This window comes from Arcanobacterium buesumense (assembly GCF_012563545.1).
Classification (GTDB): Bacteria; Actinomycetota; Actinomycetes; order Actinomycetales; family Actinomycetaceae; genus Arcanobacterium; species Arcanobacterium buesumense.
In genome coordinates, this window is record NZ_CP050804.1 from 533,716 (window position 1) to 551,998 (window position 18,283).

At 49.4% G+C, this 18,283-nt stretch carries 18 protein-coding genes; 6 read left to right on the top strand and 12 right to left on the bottom strand.

Translation table 11 applies throughout. The annotated features are described in order from the left end of the window. The gene (locus tag HC352_RS02360; RefSeq protein WP_168917411.1) at positions 1-2,001 is read right to left on the bottom strand and encodes a M13 family metallopeptidase; all 2,001 of its coding nucleotides are present in this window, start codon (positions 1,999-2,001) and stop codon (positions 1-3) included. Positions 2,002-2,037: 36 nt separating this feature from the next. On the opposite strand from HC352_RS02360, the gene HC352_RS02365 reads away from it, so the two are divergent. After that, positions 2,038-2,481, top strand: a complete 444-nt coding sequence (locus HC352_RS02365) for a ribose-5-phosphate isomerase (protein WP_168917412.1) — start codon at positions 2,038-2,040, stop codon at positions 2,479-2,481. Positions 2,482-2,571: 90 nt separating this feature from the next. Here HC352_RS02365 and epsC read toward each other — a convergent pair whose 3' ends face one another. From epsC to HC352_RS02380, 3 genes are all read right to left on the bottom strand, one after another. Then, positions 2,572-3,156, bottom strand: coding sequence for a serine O-acetyltransferase EpsC (gene epsC / locus HC352_RS02370; RefSeq protein ID WP_168917413.1), 585 nt, complete (start codon positions 3,154-3,156; stop codon positions 2,572-2,574). A 10-nt stretch (positions 3,157-3,166) separates the two neighbouring features. Continuing rightward, positions 3,167-4,093, bottom strand: a complete 927-nt coding sequence (cysK, locus tag HC352_RS02375) for a cysteine synthase A (protein WP_168917414.1) — start codon at positions 4,091-4,093, stop codon at positions 3,167-3,169. A gap of 244 nt (positions 4,094-4,337) precedes the next feature. Beyond that, on the bottom strand, positions 4,338-4,991 hold the full coding sequence (locus HC352_RS02380) for an IMPACT family protein (RefSeq protein WP_168917415.1): 654 nt from the start codon (positions 4,989-4,991) through the stop codon (positions 4,338-4,340). Between the two features lie 171 nt (positions 4,992-5,162). Here HC352_RS02380 and rpmF point away from each other — a divergent pair, with 171 nt between their 5' ends. The 3 genes from rpmF (at position 5,163) to HC352_RS02395 (ending at position 7,349) form a co-directional block, all read left to right on the top strand. Next, entirely contained in the window at positions 5,163-5,327 is a 165-nt protein-coding gene (gene rpmF / locus HC352_RS02385; protein ID WP_091282310.1) for a 50S ribosomal protein L32, read from the top strand. A 127-nt stretch (positions 5,328-5,454) separates the two neighbouring features. Next, entirely contained in the window at positions 5,455-6,345 is an 891-nt protein-coding gene (locus tag HC352_RS02390; RefSeq protein ID WP_168917416.1) for a hypothetical protein, read from the top strand. A 5-nt stretch (positions 6,346-6,350) separates the two neighbouring features. After that, positions 6,351-7,349 (top strand): sialidase family protein, encoded by a 999-nt coding sequence (locus tag HC352_RS02395; protein ID WP_168917417.1) that lies wholly within the window; start codon positions 6,351-6,353, stop codon positions 7,347-7,349. On the opposite strand, the gene HC352_RS02400 is transcribed toward HC352_RS02395, so the two are convergent. From HC352_RS02400 to HC352_RS02415, 4 genes are read right to left on the bottom strand one after another with little or no spacing between them, the layout of a single operon-like run. Further along, positions 7,326-8,189, bottom strand: coding sequence for an anchored repeat-type ABC transporter permease subunit (locus HC352_RS02400; RefSeq protein ID WP_168917418.1), 864 nt, complete (start codon positions 8,187-8,189; stop codon positions 7,326-7,328). The two genes, HC352_RS02395 and HC352_RS02400, sit on opposite strands and share 24 nt — an antisense overlap. Continuing rightward, on the bottom strand, positions 8,186-8,908 hold the full coding sequence (locus HC352_RS02405; RefSeq protein ID WP_168917419.1) for a metal ABC transporter ATP-binding protein: 723 nt from the start codon (positions 8,906-8,908) through the stop codon (positions 8,186-8,188). The genes HC352_RS02400 and HC352_RS02405 overlap by 4 nt, the downstream gene beginning before the upstream one ends. Next, positions 8,905-9,882 carry a choice-of-anchor M domain-containing protein gene (locus HC352_RS02410; RefSeq protein WP_168917420.1) on the bottom strand — a complete coding sequence of 326 codons (978 nt, stop codon included), beginning with the start codon at positions 9,880-9,882 and terminating at the stop codon, positions 8,905-8,907. Before HC352_RS02410 ends, HC352_RS02405 begins: the two co-directional genes overlap by 4 nt. Next, positions 9,879-11,438, bottom strand: a complete 1,560-nt coding sequence (locus HC352_RS02415) for an anchored repeat ABC transporter, substrate-binding protein (protein ID WP_247645214.1) — start codon at positions 11,436-11,438, stop codon at positions 9,879-9,881. The genes HC352_RS02410 and HC352_RS02415 overlap by 4 nt, the downstream gene beginning before the upstream one ends. Before the next feature lie 296 nt (positions 11,439-11,734). Here HC352_RS02415 and HC352_RS02420 point away from each other — a divergent pair, with 296 nt between their 5' ends. Next, the gene (locus HC352_RS02420; RefSeq protein WP_168917421.1) at positions 11,735-12,283 is read left to right on the top strand and encodes an L-2-amino-thiazoline-4-carboxylic acid hydrolase; all 549 of its coding nucleotides are present in this window, start codon (positions 11,735-11,737) and stop codon (positions 12,281-12,283) included. A gap of 101 nt (positions 12,284-12,384) precedes the next feature. Here the strand turns inward: HC352_RS02420 and HC352_RS02425 are convergent, their stop codons facing one another. From HC352_RS02425 to HC352_RS02435, 3 genes are all read right to left on the bottom strand, one after another. Next, positions 12,385-12,681 (bottom strand): hypothetical protein, encoded by a 297-nt coding sequence (locus HC352_RS02425; protein WP_168916998.1) that lies wholly within the window; start codon positions 12,679-12,681, stop codon positions 12,385-12,387. Positions 12,682-12,710: 29 nt separating this feature from the next. Further along, positions 12,711-13,028, bottom strand: coding sequence for an ArsR/SmtB family transcription factor (locus HC352_RS02430; RefSeq protein WP_168917422.1), 318 nt, complete (start codon positions 13,026-13,028; stop codon positions 12,711-12,713). Between the two features lie 86 nt (positions 13,029-13,114). Further along, complete coding sequence (locus tag HC352_RS02435; RefSeq protein WP_168917423.1) at positions 13,115-13,786, bottom strand: deoxynucleoside kinase; 672 nt, start codon at positions 13,784-13,786, stop codon at positions 13,115-13,117. A gap of 221 nt (positions 13,787-14,007) precedes the next feature. Between HC352_RS02435 and HC352_RS02440 the strand changes: the two genes are divergently transcribed. After that, positions 14,008-17,187 (top strand): Cna B-type domain-containing protein, encoded by a 3,180-nt coding sequence (locus HC352_RS02440; protein ID WP_168917424.1) that lies wholly within the window; start codon positions 14,008-14,010, stop codon positions 17,185-17,187. Here HC352_RS02440 and HC352_RS02445 read toward each other — a convergent pair. Further along, entirely contained in the window at positions 17,123-18,238 is a 1,116-nt protein-coding gene (locus tag HC352_RS02445; protein ID WP_168917425.1) for a TDT family transporter, read from the bottom strand. The two genes, HC352_RS02440 and HC352_RS02445, sit on opposite strands and share 65 nt — an antisense overlap. Positions 18,239-18,283: the final 45 nt, after the last annotated feature.

The window sequence follows — 18,283 nt, forward strand, 5'->3', positions numbered from 1 at the left end:
TTACCAGATCCGGACTCGTTCTTCTGGAGCTAAGTAGAGAGCATCGCCGGGTTGGACATTAAACGCTTCGGCAAATGCATCCACATTCTTCACCACACCGTTACACCGGAATTCTGATGGCGAGTGTGGATCTGTCGCTACTCGCTGAATCATCAGCTCATCACGGCGTACCTCTTGCCAAATACGAGCATAGGAGAGAAGGACTCGTTGGATGCCACTGAATCCTGCCAAGACTGGGGCTTCGTGACTTGAAGCCAAACCTGCGCGACGGCAAGCAATATCATAGGCTTTCAACCCGATCGTTAACCCGCCCAAGTCTCCAATGTTTTCCCCTAAAGTCAATTCACCATTAACATGGTGTGGTGAATCTGCCGGGAATTGTGCTGGTACATAGGCGGAATACTGATCAACGAGTGCTTTGGTTCGTTTCGTGAATTCAGTGAGATCGGTGTCAGTCCACCAGTTATTGAGCCGGCCACTGCCGTCATACTTTGAGCCTTGGTCATCAAATCCGTGCCCGATTTCATGACCAATTACTGCGCCAATTCCGCCGTAATTCCAGGCTGGATCAGCTTCGGCGTCGAAGAATGGCGGCTGTAAAATTGCTGCTGGGAAGACAATTTCATTCATTACTGGGTTGTAGTATGCGTTAACTGTTTGAGGGGTCATATGCCACTCGTCACGGTCTACTGGCTTGCCAAGGCGAGCGATATTATCCGTAAACTCAAACTTAGAAATAGCTCGAATATTGCCCAGTAAATCATTGTCTGAAATATCTAGTGCAGAGTAGTCTTTCCATTTGACCGGGTAGCCAATCTTTGGGCTGAAAGAGGCGAGCTTTTCAAGGGCGCGCTCGCGTGTTTCATCAGTCATCCAGTCCAAGCTGGTAATAGATTCACGGTAGGCGGCGAGCAGATCCTCAACGAGCTGCTCCATTTTTTCCTTGTGCTCTGGTGGGAAGTGTTTGGCGATGTAGATTTTTCCAACAGCTTCGCCCATGCCGCCGTTAACTAAGACGACGGCGCGTTTCCACCTATCGCGTTGTACTTCTTGACCCGAAAGTACTCTTCCATAGAAACCGAAGTTTGCAGTGGAAATATCTTCTGATAGGTAAGGGGCACGAGCGAGGATAAGATGCCAGCGCATATAGGTACGGAGAGTATCGACGTCGAAGCTGTCCCATACTTCGCCTAGACCAGTAAACGATCGTGGTGTCATACATAAGATTTCTGGTGCATTTTCGGCTGTGATACCCAGTGCTGTCAGAATCGCTTTCATGTTGAAATGACCCGTGAGCTCGGTAAACTCGTGGTAGCTCATGACATTGTTGGTTGCCTCGGCGTCTCGCGATTCGACAACAGTGAAATGGTGAGAGGCAATGGCGGTTTCTACCGCCAGAATCTTTATCGCTGCTTCTTTAGCTGCAACATCATTGACACCGGCTGCAAGCGAGTAAAGAGTGGGAATAAATTGCTTGTATGCCTCTAAAATTGGGGCATATTCTTCCGAGTGGTATAAGGCTTCGTCTGGTAGTCCGATACCTGATTGGTAAGCCCAAGGAATGTAGCGTTCCGGATTATTACGATCAGCGTCAACATCAATTCCAAACGGACCACCGACTCCAGTGGAATACAATCGTGCGATAGCTAATTCCAGATCTGCTTTAGTGGTAGCTGAATCAAGTAGATTGAGTTCGGGTTCCAGCGGTGTTGCGCCTAGACCGTTGATCACACTTTCGTTCATAAACGAGTTATAGAGCGCGCCAATTTTTGCTGCGTTCGGATCACTAGACCCTGATTGTGCAAGTTCAGTAATAATTGTGCGGACATCTTCTTCAGCTTGATTACGCAGATCGATAAATGATCCGGCAGAAGCTTGGTCAGCAGGGATCTGGGTTGACTCGATCCATGTTCCATTCACAAAACGGAAAAGATCATCTTGTGGGCGCACCGAAGCGTTCAGTGCATCGGTTACTTGTTGTGTTGTGCTATCAATATTCATGGAATAAGCCTACCGGATGTGGGTAAAATAAGATACATGCGAATACATATTGCGGCAGATCATGCCGGTTTTGAATTGAAAGCCCATCTTATTGAGCATCTACGTGGTCAAGGACATGAAGTTACTGATCATGGATACAAAACGTATGACAAAATGGATGCCTATCCACCAGTGTGTTTTGCAGCTGGAGAAGCAGTAGTAGCTGATCCTGGTTCGTTAGGAATCGTTATTGGCGGTTCCGGTAATGGCGAACAAATGGCAGCGAATAAAGTCTCCGGAGTGCGTGCAGCTCTGGTGTGGAACGAAGAAATCGCTACCCTTGCACGTGAGCATAACAATTCGAATGTTATTTCGATTGGTGCACGCCAGCATTCCATTGAGGAAGCAACGCGATTCGTTGATATTTTCTTGGCAACTGGCTACGATCCAGAATCTCGCCACCAATCACGCATTGACATGATGAGTGACTACGAAAAGTAACTGGTTACAGTACTGGCCTTTATAGCGATAGTGCAGCGCCCCTAAATGATCGGGCGCTGCACTATTTGCATAAGAATTATGTGGTGCAGTTTAAATCCATATCGCAGGATCAAGGTGCTCACTGACTGCCGTATTATTACGTGCTGGCCGATTTTTGGCAGGTACACCAACAGCAGTGTTTCCAGCTGGTACGTCTTTAACAACAACAGCGTTAGCTCCTACGGCCACATCATTGCCAATAGTGATTGGACCGAGAACTTTTGCTCCCGAGCCGATGACTACACGATCGCCAACGGTAGGGTGGCGTTTCCCTTCAGACATGGACACTCCGCCCAACGTGGTGCCATGGAAAATAACCACATCGTCTCCGACTTCTGCTGTTTCGCCGATAACAACACCCATTCCATGATCAATGAATAACCGTCTGCCGAGTTCAGCTCCGGGATGGATTTCGATACCGGTGAAGGCGCGTACACCTTGGGCTAGAATACGTGCAGGTGTTTTCAGCCTTTGATGTCCCCACATACGGTGTGCTATGCGATATCCCCATACTGCATGAACGCCAGGATAAGCGAGAAAGACTTCAAGAAGATTGCGAGCAGCCGGATCACGGTTGATCACGGTTTGCATATCCTCTTTCATCTGTTTAAAGAGGCCTAGGTGTTGATCGTGCATGAGGTTCCGTTCAGTCAGCGAGTCCAGCGAACAATGGTGTGGAAACGTAGCGTTCGCCAAAATCAGGAATGATCACGACGATAGTTTTGCCAGCATTTTCTGGCAGAGCTGCTACACGATGTGCAGCTGCAAGTGCAGCACCGGAGGAAATGCCTACTAAGAGCCCTTCTTCATGGGCGGCTCGGCGGGCAAATTCTAGGGATTCATCGGTCGTGATAGCTATGACGTCATCGTATAATTCCGTATCGAGTACTTCTGGAACAAAATTTGCGCCGATTCCTTGGATGCCGTGTGGGCCTGCTTTTCCTTCGGAAAGAAGTGGAGATTCTGCCGGCTCAACAGCGATGATGCGTAGTTGTGGATTACGTTCTTTGAGGTAACGCCCAGTACCCGTTAGTGTGCCGCCAGTACCAATCCCGGCAATGAAAATATCGACGTTTCCGTCAAGGTCATTCCAAATCTCTGGGCCAGTAGTAGCGTAATGCTTTTCTGGGTTTGCCACATTGGAGAACTGTGAGGCTTTAATCGCTCCGGGAGTTTGTTCAACAAGTTCTCGAGCTTTCTCTACTGCGCCGCGCATACCTTCTTCTTTGGGTGTCAAAATGAGTTCGGCGCCAAATCCGCGTAAGAGCGCGCGCCGTTCTTTTGACATAGATTCAGGCATGGTCAAAATGACTTTGTATCCACGAGCAGCTCCAACCCAGGCCAGAGCAATGCCAGTGTTTCCGGATGTAGCTTCAATGATCGTGCCACCAGGTTTGAGTGCACCAGAAGCTTCCGCAGCGTCAACAATAGCGACGCCGATACGATCTTTAACTGAGTTGGCAGGGTTGAAGAATTCGAGTTTTGCGGCCACTGTTGCATTGGTTCCAGCAATTTTGTTGAGGCGGACAAGTGGGGTATTCCCAATAAGTTCAGTGGCATTGTTGTATAACATGTTATTTCCTATCTGAGATTTGAGCGATTATAACGGATGATGAGCGGTGAGCGCCAAGCATGCATATGCACAGCTAGAGCCTGACGCTCCTCAGACAGGTACATGAAAACACGGTGGGGAACGCGATGATCTTGGTCATGAGAGTTCTCCTTTCCGTTACATGTTATTGAAAAATAAACATATTTAGTCTACGTCCGTAGGGGAAAATAATCCAACTTCTGATATGTTTTTCGCCCACAGCGTGCTAACCCTGGAAGATCCCAGCGGGCTCGTCAGTAATTGTAACGCCATCGGCAACGGGTTGTCCTTGCCCACGAGTTAATTCTGAAACAAAGACGACGAAGGCAGCTTCGTCGTCAACAGCAATCCGAAACGTTACTCCCTCGGCTTCATAGTGAGTATCAAGGACATCGTAACCACGTGCGCGGGCGTCGGCGTCAAATTTCCCCGCACTATCATGGGGCAACGTCAAACGAAATACGGAACGGATAACTGGAGATACCATCGGTGCTCCTACCAGAGCATGCCTAACTGAATCAGAATATGCCCGAACCAACCCACCAGTACCGAGAAGAGTTCCGCCAAAATAACGGACGACGACGGCAGCGATATCGGTTAAGTGCGATCCGACTAAGACGTCGAGCATCGGGCGGCCGGCAGTGCCGGAAGGCTCACCATCGTCGGAGGAATGATTGACAGGTTGGGCATGCGGGATATTGACGCTAAAGGCGCTACAGTGATGGCGAGCATCAGGAAATTCAGCACGTGCATCCGCTACGAGCTGGCGGGCTTCTTCGGGGGTATCAACCCGTCGAATTATTGTGATAAAACGCGAGCGCTTGATCTCTAATTCGGAACGTATTTCGGTCCCGGAAGGTAATCGGAGTAAAGTAGTCATCGGTATTAAGTGTACCAAGAGCGTGGTCCAGTGGTTCTGCGCACAAAAACCCATAGTTTGATGATGATTCTTCTCAGAACATGCTAAAGTAATTGCTTGTCTGCTTGGATAACCAAGCTTGCTTGGTAAGAGCCAAGCACATTGATCGTAATGAAAGGAGCGGTTGGACTCATGGCAGTACCTAAGCGCAAGATGTCCCGTAGCAACACCCGCTCTCGCCGCTCCCAGTGGAAGGCTGAGCTCACCGAGCTTCAGACCGTCAAGTTCGCCGGTGGCCGCGAGGTGCGTATCCCGCGCCGTTTGGCAAAGGCCGCACAAAAGGGTTTGCTTGACTAATATAAGCTAATAAGAATGGCTCCGACGGTAACGTCGGAGCCATTCTTATTTTCTTTATTGAATAGGGTATGGGGTGAAAATAGCGTAAAATGGTGGCAGATTTGTGCATACAATTTAAGGAGATCACGTGGCCCGCAAGTATCTAAGTGCTTTTGGTGCATTGGTTCTTTTGTTTGCTGGATGTGGTGAGGATCAGCCACAACCACAATCGCAACAAGAAACGCCACAGGCATCCCAGCAAGAAGACCAGCTAACCACGTCGCTGTCGGAAACAACGCTTAAACGTGCGATTAAGAGTGAAGATCTCGTTGAGGAGGTCCGTGACGGTCGACTCATCATTGATGGCGCTACCTTGCATATGGAATTACCAGGTGACTTCTCTCGTCAGGAAACAAAAATTCCTGGCCGGATTGGGCAGTGGGGTTCTGCTAATCAAGATCGGCGAGCAGTTTTAAGTGTGGTGGGAACGGCAGGAGTTGCCCCAGATGCAGAGAAATATGCGGAGTATTTGCGTGCTGCACCGAGTTTGGCGGGTATGGATGTTGAGTATCTCGGTGATGTAGAATTCGGTGAAATATCGGCTCATCATTTCCGCATCACCGGAGCTGATGCATTTGTTGAACTATTTAGCTGTGAATTTGATGGAATTTCTTATGAGCTTACGGTGAAAGCAACCGATCAAGCCGGAATCGATCAAATGCGTGATTTTGCGTTAGCTACCCGAGTTTCCCCTAAAGATAAGCGTGATCTTAACGGTAGTGCAGGTAGCGGTGATGTAGTGAGAAGTGAAAGTACTACTCAAAATTATTATGAGGATGATGCGCCTTCGCTTCCACGTACGGGTGGTAGTGTTGAAAATTCTGAGCAATCAATCTCACCGCAACCAGCAGTCCCTGATTCTCAAGAGGCAGAGGTAGAACAGCCGCTACCGGCCCAACCAGCGCCACCTGCAACTCCACCAGCACCGCCAGCAGATGGTAATGAAGAACCTAATAACCCTGGTGAAGGAGCCGAGTAAAGAAGATGCTGACATCTGTAGGCGGGTCACGGCGAATTGCGGCACCGCGTGATAAGGGTGAAGTGCGTATTCCAGCACTAGGCATTCTTGCTGGTGAGCTAGTGTGTTTTTTTGATGTGCGCCCTGCACCTGTTGGGGGAGATGGACGAAAGTTTACTGGCGAAGTTATGGCTTCTGATCTGCCTAATCCGAACCAGCTAGCGTATGTTGAACTCACTGGAAAGCATGAGCTTTTAGAGCATCATTTTTATACACCCGAACCGATAGCTTCCGATTCTTGTGTAGCTTCAGATCAGGAACAAATAACTGTTGCTTATGCATCTGTTGATAGTCCGGTGAGCTATATTTCTTCACGTTTTTCCGGGCCAAGGCTGGCTGCTTGGGTTGCGGTGGGGGATGCTCGTGGCGAATTTACGCATCGTCGTCTTGATGTGCTCTACGATGAGACGCATGCAGATGCCCTTTTCGCTACGTCAGGCTCAACGATCATGCTGGATGGGGCCGCGTTGATTCCTTATGTTATGCGCCATGGTGAGAAGATGTCGGTGCGAGTTGCCCATCTCCGGAATGGAGAACTTGTGACATTATCAGAGCCCATTGCTCATTCTTCCTATCCAATCGATGAGACATCGTTAGCTTTAGACCCTGATCTAGGTATTATTCTCAATGCTCGAATTCAGGGTTTTGAAGGCAAGGGCGCTGGCGGACGGCTTATCTCGTACAGTGAGGATGGCGTGACTTTTTCGCCGCTGAGCTATCGAGCGTTACCTGATCCGGGGTGCAACGCAAAAGCTCTTGGTGAATTGTTCATCCATCCGCATTCGCCTAACGATCGGACAAATGGCGCCGTCGTAGATATGGTTTCTGGTGATGTTGTCTATCGTTTTGATGAAGGGGAATTCGGTTATTCTGATGCGATATGGCATGATGGGCGGCTCACCGTTGTTGCAGAACGCAATAACGAGTTATGGCAATGGGATTTAGCGCTGACGAGTAGCATGTAGCCAGCCAGTTACTACTCCACGTTTCGGGGCGAAAAGCCACACAAGAATAAATATTGCGGTGAGGATCAGCACGATCATAGCGCCCGTAGGAACGTCCCAAGCCCATGAAGCCCAGATACCTAAAAAAGCACCTAACGATCCGATAGCAGGAGAAATAATCATCATCGTTGCCACTCGGTCAGTAAGCATACGGGCGGCGGCAGCCGGAGTGATCAGTAGTGCTAAAACGAGGATATTTCCGATAGTTTGCACTGAGATGACGACGGCGGCAGCAACAGATAGATAGATGATGAGGTCAGCTACGAGGGTGGAAATACCAAGACTGGTGGCGTAATCGCGATCGACACTGACAGCGACAAGTTTGCGGTGGTAGAACGCAAGAATCGCAACGATGAGGAATCCTAAGCCTGCTACAGCGAGCATATCGGAATCAGTTGAACCGTTAAGGGATCCGAAAAGAAAAGATTCTAAGGAGCCGGTGTAGCCAGGTATTCGGGACATGATAACCAAGCCAAGTGCGAACGCAGCGGCAAAGAAAACTCCGATAATCGAGTCTTCTTTCAGACGTCGGTGTTGGGAAAATAGGGTAATAAGTAACGTGACAATCACGCCAGCTAGTGCGCCACCGAGCAAAATTGATCCTTGTAACGCAAAGGCTGCGGCGACGCCGGGGAAGACGGCGTGAGCAAGCGCGTCACCAACGAAAGACATTCCGCGCAAGATCACGTGCGTTCCGGCCACTCCGCAGACGATGGCGGCGAGGATTGCGACGACGAGAGCACGCGGCAAGAAGCTCAGCGCGGGATTGGTGAGGTCAGTGAGGAAATCTATCAGGTTCATGCAAGCCCTAAACTTTTCAATAGTGATGAATCAGCGCGTACTTGATAGGTGTCCATCCACAGCTGGGGATCACATAAGGCTGCGGGTGGCCCGAAGGCACGGACAGTTCGATTAAGCATAAGCAGATGGCTGGAGGTATCTACTGCGCCAGGCAGATCGTGAGTGGACATAATGATGCCGACGCCATCGTTGGCTAATGACGTGAATAGGTCAGTCAACGAATCTTGGTTGGGGTAGTCCAATCCGGTAAATGGTTCATCGAGTAGGAGCAAAGAGGGTTCGGTGACGAGTGCTCGGGCCACGAGAAGTCGTTGTTTTTGCCCACCAGATAGTTCTGCTAGGGCACGTTCGGAATAGTCAGCTAATCCCACGGTGTCAAGGGCACGATAGACAGCTTGCCATTCAGCTTTTCCTAGGCGGGAAAACCAGCGCCGGTGTGGGATAAAAGAGGTAGCGACAAGTTGTTCGAGGGACATGGGATAGTCCCATTCGATTTGCCTTGATTGTGGTACGTAGCCGATTTTTGCGTTGCGTGTTATCGTTCCGTTAAAGGTGGGGATAAGTCCGTTGATAGCGCGCATGAGCGTAGTTTTGCCGGCTCCATTGGGTCCTATCAGGCCGATAAGTTGGCCTGCTTCGACGTCGAAACTAATACCGGTTAAGACATTACGTCCCCCGAGGCGTACGCTGACGTCGGCTACCTGTAACAGTGGTGTCACAGTTCGTCCTTCGCTTTCTTTTTGGTAGCAGATTCGCCGCGCTTAACGATCAGGAGGGTGATCAGAGCCCCGATGATGACAAGGCCAGCGCATCCGGCAATCAGAAGTACAGTATGTGACGATGTGGCTTGTGTGGAGGCAGAGTTGGCATTTGCACTATCGGCAGGTTCGGTATCGGTAGGCGCGGAATCGGTATCAGTGTTACCCGAAGCGGTTGCGTTTTCGCTACGAACTGCTTGGTCAAGTGCGCCGGTAGCATCCGTGTCAGTTCCTACTGCAAAAGTAAGAACTTGAGTATCGGAGACGGTTGTACCGTCATTGAGAGTGGCAGCGGCGGTGAGGGTGACATGGTGGATTCCAGGCTCGGTGAAGACCCAGTTGGCGTGGGTGTGCGAGTGGAGTTCGACGTCGATGGGTTGCTGTTCATTTTTATCAGAGGTCCAAAGAACTTGAGGAGCGCCAAAGTTGCCGGCTTGAACAAAGACGTTGAATTGGCCCGGCCCTTCATGGCCACCGTATGTTAGTGTGACTGTTCCATTAACGTTGTCAGCTACAGCTGGGTCTTGAGTATTCCAACCGAGCCAGACAACATTGGGGATTTCTTGTTGCGGTACAACCCATACGTTGTGGTTTGGAGCTTTAATAAAAGAATAGGTGTCATCTTCTGGAACTGGCAGGATGCCGTCATCGCTGACGCGGTAGATCATGTCAGAAATATGGCGCCACACCGGGGTTGTTTCGGTGTCATCGCGAGCCATGAGCTGCCATTGACCGTCCAGCATTTTAGGACCGAGATCGATATGGCCGGCAGATCGTTCTACTTCTTGACCTGCCGGAGCGATGGTTTCATTCGCATCAACTCGTTGAGTTAATGCTGGATCGGCTTCTGAAGAGTCGGTTGTTGCCCAGGCAGGGGTGGCGAAGCCAAGTGCTAAGAGGCTGGCGATGATGACAGTGGTGCGGGGCAGTTTCATTGGTCTACCTTTGGAATGTCGAGGTCTGCTGGCCACGGTGGTAAGGAACCGGGATTCAGACACGTGGATACGGTTGTTGTTAAATTAGTCATGAGGTCGATGTAACTTTGCCCGTCTTGGACAACATCGCCGGTGATTGAACAGATGTTGATGTTGTTGGCGTGTGCCAGATTTGTTAATGCTGGTGATTGCCCGGCTCCGCCGAGTTCTGCGAAAACCGCGGGGATATGCAAAGATGCGAGAGTGGCTGAGAGATTTGTTAGATCACGTGTTGAAGGTTCGAGACTGGGGTTGGGAGAGACGTAGCCGGCGATTTCTAGACCGTATCCTTTAGCGAAATAGCCGTATCCATCGTGACTGGTGACAAGACGCCGATTTTTGGTTGGAATAGCGGCTAATGTTAGGCGCATCCATCGATCTAGTTTTGTGAGTTTTTCTTTATATGCCGTGGCATTGGCGAGATAGCTTGCCTTATTGGCGGGATCGAAAGTTACGAGTGCATCAGCAATTGTGTCAACATAGGCAAGTGTGTTGCGAACATCAAGCCACATGTGCGGGTCGATTTCGCCATGAACATGTTTGCCGATAACAGCTTGGGCAAGGATCCATACATCGTCCCCAGGTTTGCCAATAAAACGCCAATCTCCGCTGGTTGGAATGGTTGTTGCGGTGGAGTGGGGAACGGTGATAACTGCGTGGCTAGGATTTTCTATGAAAGATGTGCCAGATGCGTCTTCACCACGTAAAGTGATGCCTCCAGTAAGCGAGGCGGTGATATCGAGGTGTCCTGAGTTGATTATGCGTGCGGGGTGTCCGTCGTCGTCAATCATGGTCTCGGCGATGGTTGCCGGATCGGTGCCGACGGCGAATGTGAGTGTGGTGGAACCGAGGTCGGTTGTGTCGTCTTCATGATTGAGTGCGCTAGTCAAATCAAGATGGTAAATACCGGGCTTCGCGAATGCCCAGGACATATGGGTGTGTGCATTGGTTGGTAGTGCGAGGGAATCGGCTGGGGAAATACCGTCAGAGGCGTTGAGCCAAGCGTTGGCTTGCCCGAAGGTGCCAGTGGTAAAAGCGGCCATAGTGGCTGGTCCAGTGACGCTGGTGGCAGTGAAAGTGACGGAATCTTGGTTGCCACCGGATCCATCTACTCGCAGACCGAGCCAAGCAGTTGACAGTGAAACGTCTTCAACCAGCGGAATATGGTAGGCACCAAATGGGACGGATTCGTCGCCTAAAGCAACAATGCGGGCATTGCTGGGGAGATTGGCGTGTAGTGAATCCATCAGTGCTGCATCTTCTAACAGGAGCTGATTGGTAATGGCGAGGTCGGCATAGGCGATTGCTCGGATTGTTGAAAAGCTCGCTTCGTATGTGTGGGGATCGCGTCCTGGTGGGACGAGTGGGACGACGTCGATATGGTCGCCGGCAATATTGCGTGTGATATCGGCTAAAAATGGAGTGGAAGCAACGATATGACGGGCGTTGTCGTGCTGTGGGGCTGCGCAACTGGCTAGCATAAGCAGTGTTGTGATGACGGCGATGATCCGTTTCATCAAGCCCCTCCCTCCCTAGGTAAGAATAATTCTCAATAGATATAAGAATAATTCTCAAAATAGATTTTCTCAAAACCATAAGTGTGCAAATGGCTATATACCTGATGTTGTAAGATTTGGCATAATTATTGAGAGGCTTCCGGGGTTGATATTTGCGTATTAGGATTAACTTAGGTGACACTAACCTGATTGAAGGTGATTTCTATGATGAAGTATCGCGCTATGCCTTGGCTCGTTGTCTCTCATTACGTCCGAAAGTCGTTAACGAAGCACTACTGTGACGCGCAGACTAAAAAATGATCAATAATGCCCATGAGGCGTATAAAAATCTTCTCGACAAAGCTGAAGACATCGGCTACCGCAGTCCCATGTCCAACAACCTTTATATGGTGTTGGCATTCTTTTCATTTCATGTTGGCAATAAGGACTTAATTCAACACGATGAAATGAAGAAGATAATAGATGAGTTTTATGACAACAAATTAATACGCCGCTATCTGGGGTTAATGAATCTCAACAAGCCAGGGGTGTTTAAGGTGTTTGAGCGTGGGATACATAAGCGTGCGGCATGGATCGAAAAAAGAAGAGACGTCTACCCGAAGAATTGGGATTTTGATTTCAGCACTCAACATGTTGACGGCTTGTATTATCGGTTCACTATTTGTCCGATTGCTAAGCTCTTTCAGGAAAATTATTTTGCCGGATATACGCCACTATTTTGTGCAATGGACTATAAGAATTTCGCATTAATGCGTGAAAACTTGCATCGGGACCATATCATCGCTAAAGGTCATGGAGAATGTGATTTCTGGATTGTTCCAGACAGCATAACGGACCCGAAATAGACATGGCAGGGTGTAAGAAATAAGTGTCGCCATACATGTAGCCGGGGAAGCGCAACAACAGCGTTTCCCCGGCTACATACGTCTTTTGCTAAAGTACGAACTCAGTGCTCGTCGTAGTGCTCTCCGTGGGGTGCGTGGTGGTGACCGTCGTGGATGTAGTCGACGTGGTCGCCGTGTTGGATTGCTTCGTGGCCACAGTTTTCGCCGTGCTTGTGTTCGGCAACGGTGTGCTCAGCAACTGTCTTGTGCTCGTCGTAGTGGTCCTCGTGGAGTGCGTGGTGGTGACCGTCGTGGATGTAGTCGACGTGGTCGCCGTGTTGGATTGCTTCGTGGCCACAGTTTTCGCCGTGCTTGTGTTCGGCGACGGTGTGCTCGGCAAGATGTTCGTGATTAGTCATGACCTTTTCTTTCTTGTTGTACGTGTTTATTAATGTTGGTGTGGCGACGAAAAAGAATCGGTTGATTCTTGAACGTGGGTTAGAGCATCGGTGACAACATGAGCGACGTGGTCATCAGCGATCTGATAGATCATTTCTTTACCGTGGCGGGTAGCGGTGACGAGACCGACTGTGCGCAGGGTGCGTAAATGTTGTGAGACCAGTGGTTGAGACATGTTGGCTTGCTCTGCCAATGCACCAACTCCTTGTGGCTGGCTATCAAGGAGCACTAACAGTTCAAGGCGTGATTCGTTTCCTAGCGCCTTGAAGAGTTCTGCTGCTTGAGGCAGTCCGTTAAGGAGGTTCATGCCTTAATCATGGCACATATATAAAAGAATTACAATATATTTATGTAAATAATAATGAGAGTCAATATTAAGAAGATGAATGACGTTTAGTTTTCGGGTTTGAGTTCCATGTATTGCGCAGTTGGATTGTCCTTTAACTGAGCAACTTGGCTCATCAAGAGCTTACGATCTGCAGCGCGGAAAAAATCGAACTCATCGGCATTGACCATCAATACTGGGGAAGCCGAGTAGTGGTTATGCACCCAATCGTCATAGCCTTCCCACAAGGTTCGATAGTAAGAAACAAGATTTTCATCTTGCTCAAATTCGCGCCCACGAGCACCAATACGCTCCATAATCGTGTCAAACGACGCATGTAAATAAATCATCAGATCTGGCGCCTTTTTCGGGAATTGAGCGATTTCTTTCATCATCTCATCTAAAATTTTGGCGTAAAGACGAAACTCTTCATGTGAGATGCGGCCAAGGTCTGTATTCACCTTAGCGAAGTACCAGTCTTCATAAATGGAGCGATCCATAATCGATGGACCACCGAAAAGTGCACGTTTAATATCGCGGTAGCGCGAGGTAAGAAATTCGAGCTGAAGTAAGAAAGGGTAGCGTTTGATGAGCTGTTCTTCTTCAGATGCTGTGTAAAACAGGGGGAGAATATCATTGCCATCAACGTTTTCGGTGTAAAGATCAATATTGAGATCTGCCGCGATCACTGACGCGAGAGTTGTTTTACCAACTCCAATCATTCCGCCGACAACTAGCATGACTCTCCTCAGGTGTGAATAAATAAGCTGAACACAATTTTATGCCTTTACCTAGTTGCGCGCGTTCTGAATCGATGTGAGGAGATTCGCTAAATATGGGGTTGCTCTAGGTGGCACTGCACGATATTTAGTGTGATCTGATAGTTAATCATTGTATTTCCATAAATGAGTGTGTTTAACTTGCTTTATTATTAATTATTGAGTGGGGCAGGGTTGCTATAGTGACTGTTCGAAATCGTGGTTTAAGTAGTTGTAAGTGGTTCTATCTTTTTGTCGTCCTAGTAGTCACATCTTTAGTCACGCTCAGCGTTACCCCAGTGCTACAAGCCCACGCTGCGGATCGTCAAGAATATATCTGTGAATTTGAATGCGATATCCAAGCGTTCATTGACGAAGCAGGCACGAACCCAGCACGTATTGTGCTTTATGACGGCGACAATATGGTCACCTCGACTATCATCATTAACCCGGGCCAAGATATTGAGATGGTCGAGGGCGAGCCGTTTAGTCCGATGGTTTACTCTGACGGTTCGCTATTGAACCGCGAAGATGGTTTTGCTCGTTCCCTCATCCATGTGAAAGAAGGCGGGAAACTCACTCTTCAAGCAAACCCGTCTGGTAAAACTGCAAGCAACATTGGCGTATATGCCCGTGGAGAATATGTCTCAGCCAGTTCGCCTACCATTCTTGTAGAAGGCCAGCTTGTCCTTGGCAAAGGATCGAAAGTATACGGTGCCCGAAATCTTTCTGGCGTGTACCAGGGCGCAATCACCGTCACAGGTAAGAATGCTTCATTGATGATCGACGGCGGGACAGTCACCGATAATTGGCGTGCTCAAGATCCGAGTTCGACCCAGTACGGCGCTGGAAATATCGCAGTCACTAAAGGTGCACGGCTTATCATGAACTCCGGATTGGTCAGCGATGGTCATGGTTCAGCTGTCAGTGGTGCGTCATATGGCGAAACCGGTGGCATTGGCGTTTACAACGGTGGCTATGCCGAGATTAATGGCGGCGAAGTCACTAACAACGAAGGTTTTGGCGGCGGTATCGTGGCATGGACATGGCCACAGAACCGAACAGCTACCCTACGTGATCCAGAAGGTGAGCGCTCGAACGTCGTCATCAATGGTGGAACTATCTCAAAAAATAGAGCTGGTTTTGGAGGTGGCGGCGCACTCGTCTTCGGCAACGCAACGTTGGTGATGAACGGTGGTGAGATAACCGAGAATACTGCACCTAATGGTGGTGGAGTTAATACGATGGATCTCTATGTGTGGGGAGCAGACTACACATGGCAAGAAATCGATGGTGAAGGACCAGCCCAAGGTTTTACTGCAGAAGAATGGAAAGAATTAGTTCCAGGTAGTTTCACGATGAATGGTGGAACTATTGCCAAAAATGAAGCATCGCGTACCGGTGGTGGAGTGAACGTCATATCTAATACGGTTGATCTGCGTGGCGGAGAGATTTTAGATAACACCGCTGAAGGACAAGGCGGCGGGGTGTATGTTGCAACTAAAACATATACCGCACGCATATTGAACGCTCTTATTACAGACAATACTTCGTCCGCTATTGGCGGTGGTGTTTGGACGTGCCCGACTGGTTCAGTGACATTCTATGTTACTGATGGTGTAGCGGTTGCTAATAATTCAGCGAAAAAATTCGGTGACGATCTAGCGCATTTGAACTATGGTGGTGCTCATGCCGCGCCGATACGGTTATCAGAACGAATGCTTGGCGGCGGAATTTCGCAGTGGTACGACGACGGTTCACTAGCTACTGGAACGACTCGTTTTGATCCGGACAATACTGGCGATCTGCGAACCCCCGAAGAAGTTTTTGAGCTTTCCAATGCCGGAATAAAGAATGTCTCGCCACAAGAGTCTTTAGAAATAGCAAAGAAGTTTGCACAGTTAACGATCAGTGGTAACGCTGCACCGTTAGGTGGCGGAGTTGGAACAAATGGGCATGTAGTTTTTGGCACCCCAGAGCAAACCAGTATTCAGATTGAAAAAGTATGGATTGTCGATGGGGTAGATGTTACTGATTCTGGTGAGGATCTCACTGATGGGTATGCGGGTAATCCGGTGCACGTAGATGTGCTCCGCAAAGACTACTCCGCACAATCTGGCCAAGTCGAAGAAACGATTGTGGACACGATTGAACTGTCATGGAATGCCGGTTGGAAAACTAGGATCGACAACCTTCCGAGAAATAACGCTGACGGTGACCCCATCGAGTACGGTGTGCATGAACATGATGTAGAAGGTTTTACTTCTACTGCTATGGTTGAACGCCAGTGGGACGGTTCGTGGCTAGTAAAGCTGACAAATACCAAAGATGAACCGACCGTAACGTCGTTGCGCTTGGCTAAGAAGTGGACACCGGGTGCCCCGAGTAACGTGGAATCATTGTCGTTTGATGTTATCGGGACGAGTGATGATTTCCCGGATGGCCGAGTCATCCACACAGTTGATGTTACTGCACCTAACTGGACGACGACGGTCACGGACCTACCGATTAAGACGGATGCAGGTCATGATATTTCGTACTCTGTGCGTGAACATGACGTGCCTGGTTACGTTTCTGTGGTTTCTTCTAAGAAGAATGACGATGGTACGTGGGTTGTCGATGTTGAGAACACCGTGAAAACGTATGATCTTCGCTGGAGTAAAACTGGCGAGGATGGCGAATTGCTCGGTGGTGGCGTTTTCCAGGTGACAGGTCCTGATGGTTTCGAGCTGTTAGTGAAAGACGATTCGGATGCTGATCTTGATAAGAAGCCGGGTGTATTCCAGATTAGCATTCCGGTTGCTGGTGAGTACACGTTAGTTGAAGTCCAAGCACCGGCAGGATATGAGCTAGACGCTTCGCCACGTACTATTCGAGTTGATGAGCCGACGAGCGTGACGGCTCCGCATACTAGTGGTGTGTTTGGTGCGATTGTCAATAAGCTTCTTCGTACGGACATCACTGTTGAAAAGCACTGGGTTGGTGAAGGTCAGAAGGTTGACGTTCAGTTCCAGTTATTGTCTGCGATCGCTGGTGAAGATCCGCAACCTGTGGGAGATCCGGTAATGCTCGCTGCTGGTGCTACTAGTTATACGTGGACCAGTTTGCCAATGTTCTGTGACGGGAAGAAGCTGACATATTCGGTTCGTGAGCTGACGGTGTCAGATAATTTCACCAGCACGGTTGACGGTTTTGTGGTGACAAATACGTTCACTCCGCCGACACCAATTCCGCCGATGCCGCCGACACCACAAATTCCAGAGTTATCAAAGACTGGGATAGATGTCTCAGCTTTGGGACTCGTGAGCTTACTTTTACTCATTGGCGGCGGGATGGTACTGCGCCGGCACCGAAAAACTGGCGCTTGTGGTGAACTGCGATAGCCCACAGGCTTCCGCCAGCACAAAACGTCCACGTGCCACACAATGTAAGCAGGCTAACCCAGCCCACGATACCGGCAATCGTTGCCACAGCGCTTCCGGCGATAACCGGCACCTCGCTGAGCATTGCACCACCTAAAGCGAGCGTACCAATAGGGAATGTCAGCGCCCACCAGCCAGGTGAAAAAGCCATATTATTGCGATAGCCACGCCATGTTTGACCAATCGCAAAACCAATAACCGGCACGGCAATAACAAGCATGACTAGCCCATAGATCACTGCCGTCGTCGTCGCAAAAGACTGGGCTTGCGGAGCCAAAAACAACGAAGCTGAACCAGAAATCGCTACCGCAGCAGCCGTCGATTGACCAACCACACCTAACGGAATCCACGAGCTAATCGAAGCGTCCACCGGGAGTGGCTCAATTCGGTTATGCCAAGCGTAAGCGAGGATGAAAATAATCGTGCCGTGCGTCAGAGCAAGAATAAAACATAAAAACGATAAGGTCAGCATCATAAACTGCAAACCCGGTGTGTGAAAGTGACGCAATAGCAGAGCACCGGTAGTTGCAGAAACCATCGGGCCAACTACTGCCAGACCCCACACCGGAAGTGGAGTGCCAACATGTCGCGACATGGTGTGAGCCAGAAAAGCTACGTTCGTAACTAAACCAATCACTGTGCCAATTGACCACAAAACGGTATCCGCCGGCAAGACAATGCCAGACAACCCAATATGCGGACCAACGGTAAGTAAAGCGCTACCAACAGAGAGATAACCCATTGACACGGTTCCCCATGCCGGATCAACCACAGGGACGAAATGTACATTGGCTCGCTCGGAAGTATGCGTGCGTTCGAGGCGAACCAGGTAGCCAACAGTGAGAACGATTAATAACACTATCCCAATAAATAGCAAGGCGCTGGCGGGATAGACTAGCCACGGAAAATCACCAATATACCGACCCAAGAGGTTGGCTAAAAGTCCGGTACCCATCACCGAAGAAAACCAGGCAGGACCAAGCGGAGGTAGAATAATCGCACGTTTTTTCACGTGTCTTATTCTTCCTGCTCAGAGATAAGAAAATCCACTAGCAAT

Coding starts and splice junctions, on each gene's coding strand:
- HC352_RS02360 (WP_168917411.1), bottom strand. CDS start 2,001: ATGAATATTGATAGCACAACACAACAAGTAACCGATGCACTGAACGCT.
- HC352_RS02365 (WP_168917412.1), top strand. CDS start 2,038: ATGCGAATACATATTGCGGCAGATCATGCCGGTTTTGAATTGAAAGCC.
- epsC (WP_168917413.1), bottom strand. CDS start 3,156: ATGCACGATCAACACCTAGGCCTCTTTAAACAGATGAAAGAGGATATG.
- cysK (WP_168917414.1), bottom strand. CDS start 4,093: ATGTTATACAACAATGCCACTGAACTTATTGGGAATACCCCACTTGTC.
- HC352_RS02380 (WP_168917415.1), bottom strand. CDS start 4,991: ATGACTACTTTACTCCGATTACCTTCCGGGACCGAAATACGTTCCGAA.
- rpmF (WP_091282310.1), top strand. CDS start 5,163: ATGGCAGTACCTAAGCGCAAGATGTCCCGTAGCAACACCCGCTCTCGC.
- HC352_RS02395 (WP_168917417.1), top strand. CDS start 6,351: ATGCTGACATCTGTAGGCGGGTCACGGCGAATTGCGGCACCGCGTGAT.
- HC352_RS02400 (WP_168917418.1), bottom strand. CDS start 8,189: ATGAACCTGATAGATTTCCTCACTGACCTCACCAATCCCGCGCTGAGC.
- HC352_RS02410 (WP_168917420.1), bottom strand. CDS start 9,882: ATGAAACTGCCCCGCACCACTGTCATCATCGCCAGCCTCTTAGCACTT.
- HC352_RS02415 (WP_247645214.1), bottom strand. CDS start 11,438: ATGAAACGGATCATCGCCGTCATCACAACACTGCTTATGCTAGCCAGT.
- HC352_RS02420 (WP_168917421.1), top strand. CDS start 11,735: ATGATCAATAATGCCCATGAGGCGTATAAAAATCTTCTCGACAAAGCT.
- HC352_RS02425 (WP_168916998.1), bottom strand. CDS start 12,681: ATGACTAATCACGAACATCTTGCCGAGCACACCGTCGCCGAACACAAG.
- HC352_RS02430 (WP_168917422.1), bottom strand. CDS start 13,028: ATGAACCTCCTTAACGGACTGCCTCAAGCAGCAGAACTCTTCAAGGCG.
- HC352_RS02435 (WP_168917423.1), bottom strand. CDS start 13,786: ATGCTAGTTGTCGGCGGAATGATTGGAGTTGGTAAAACAACTCTCGCG.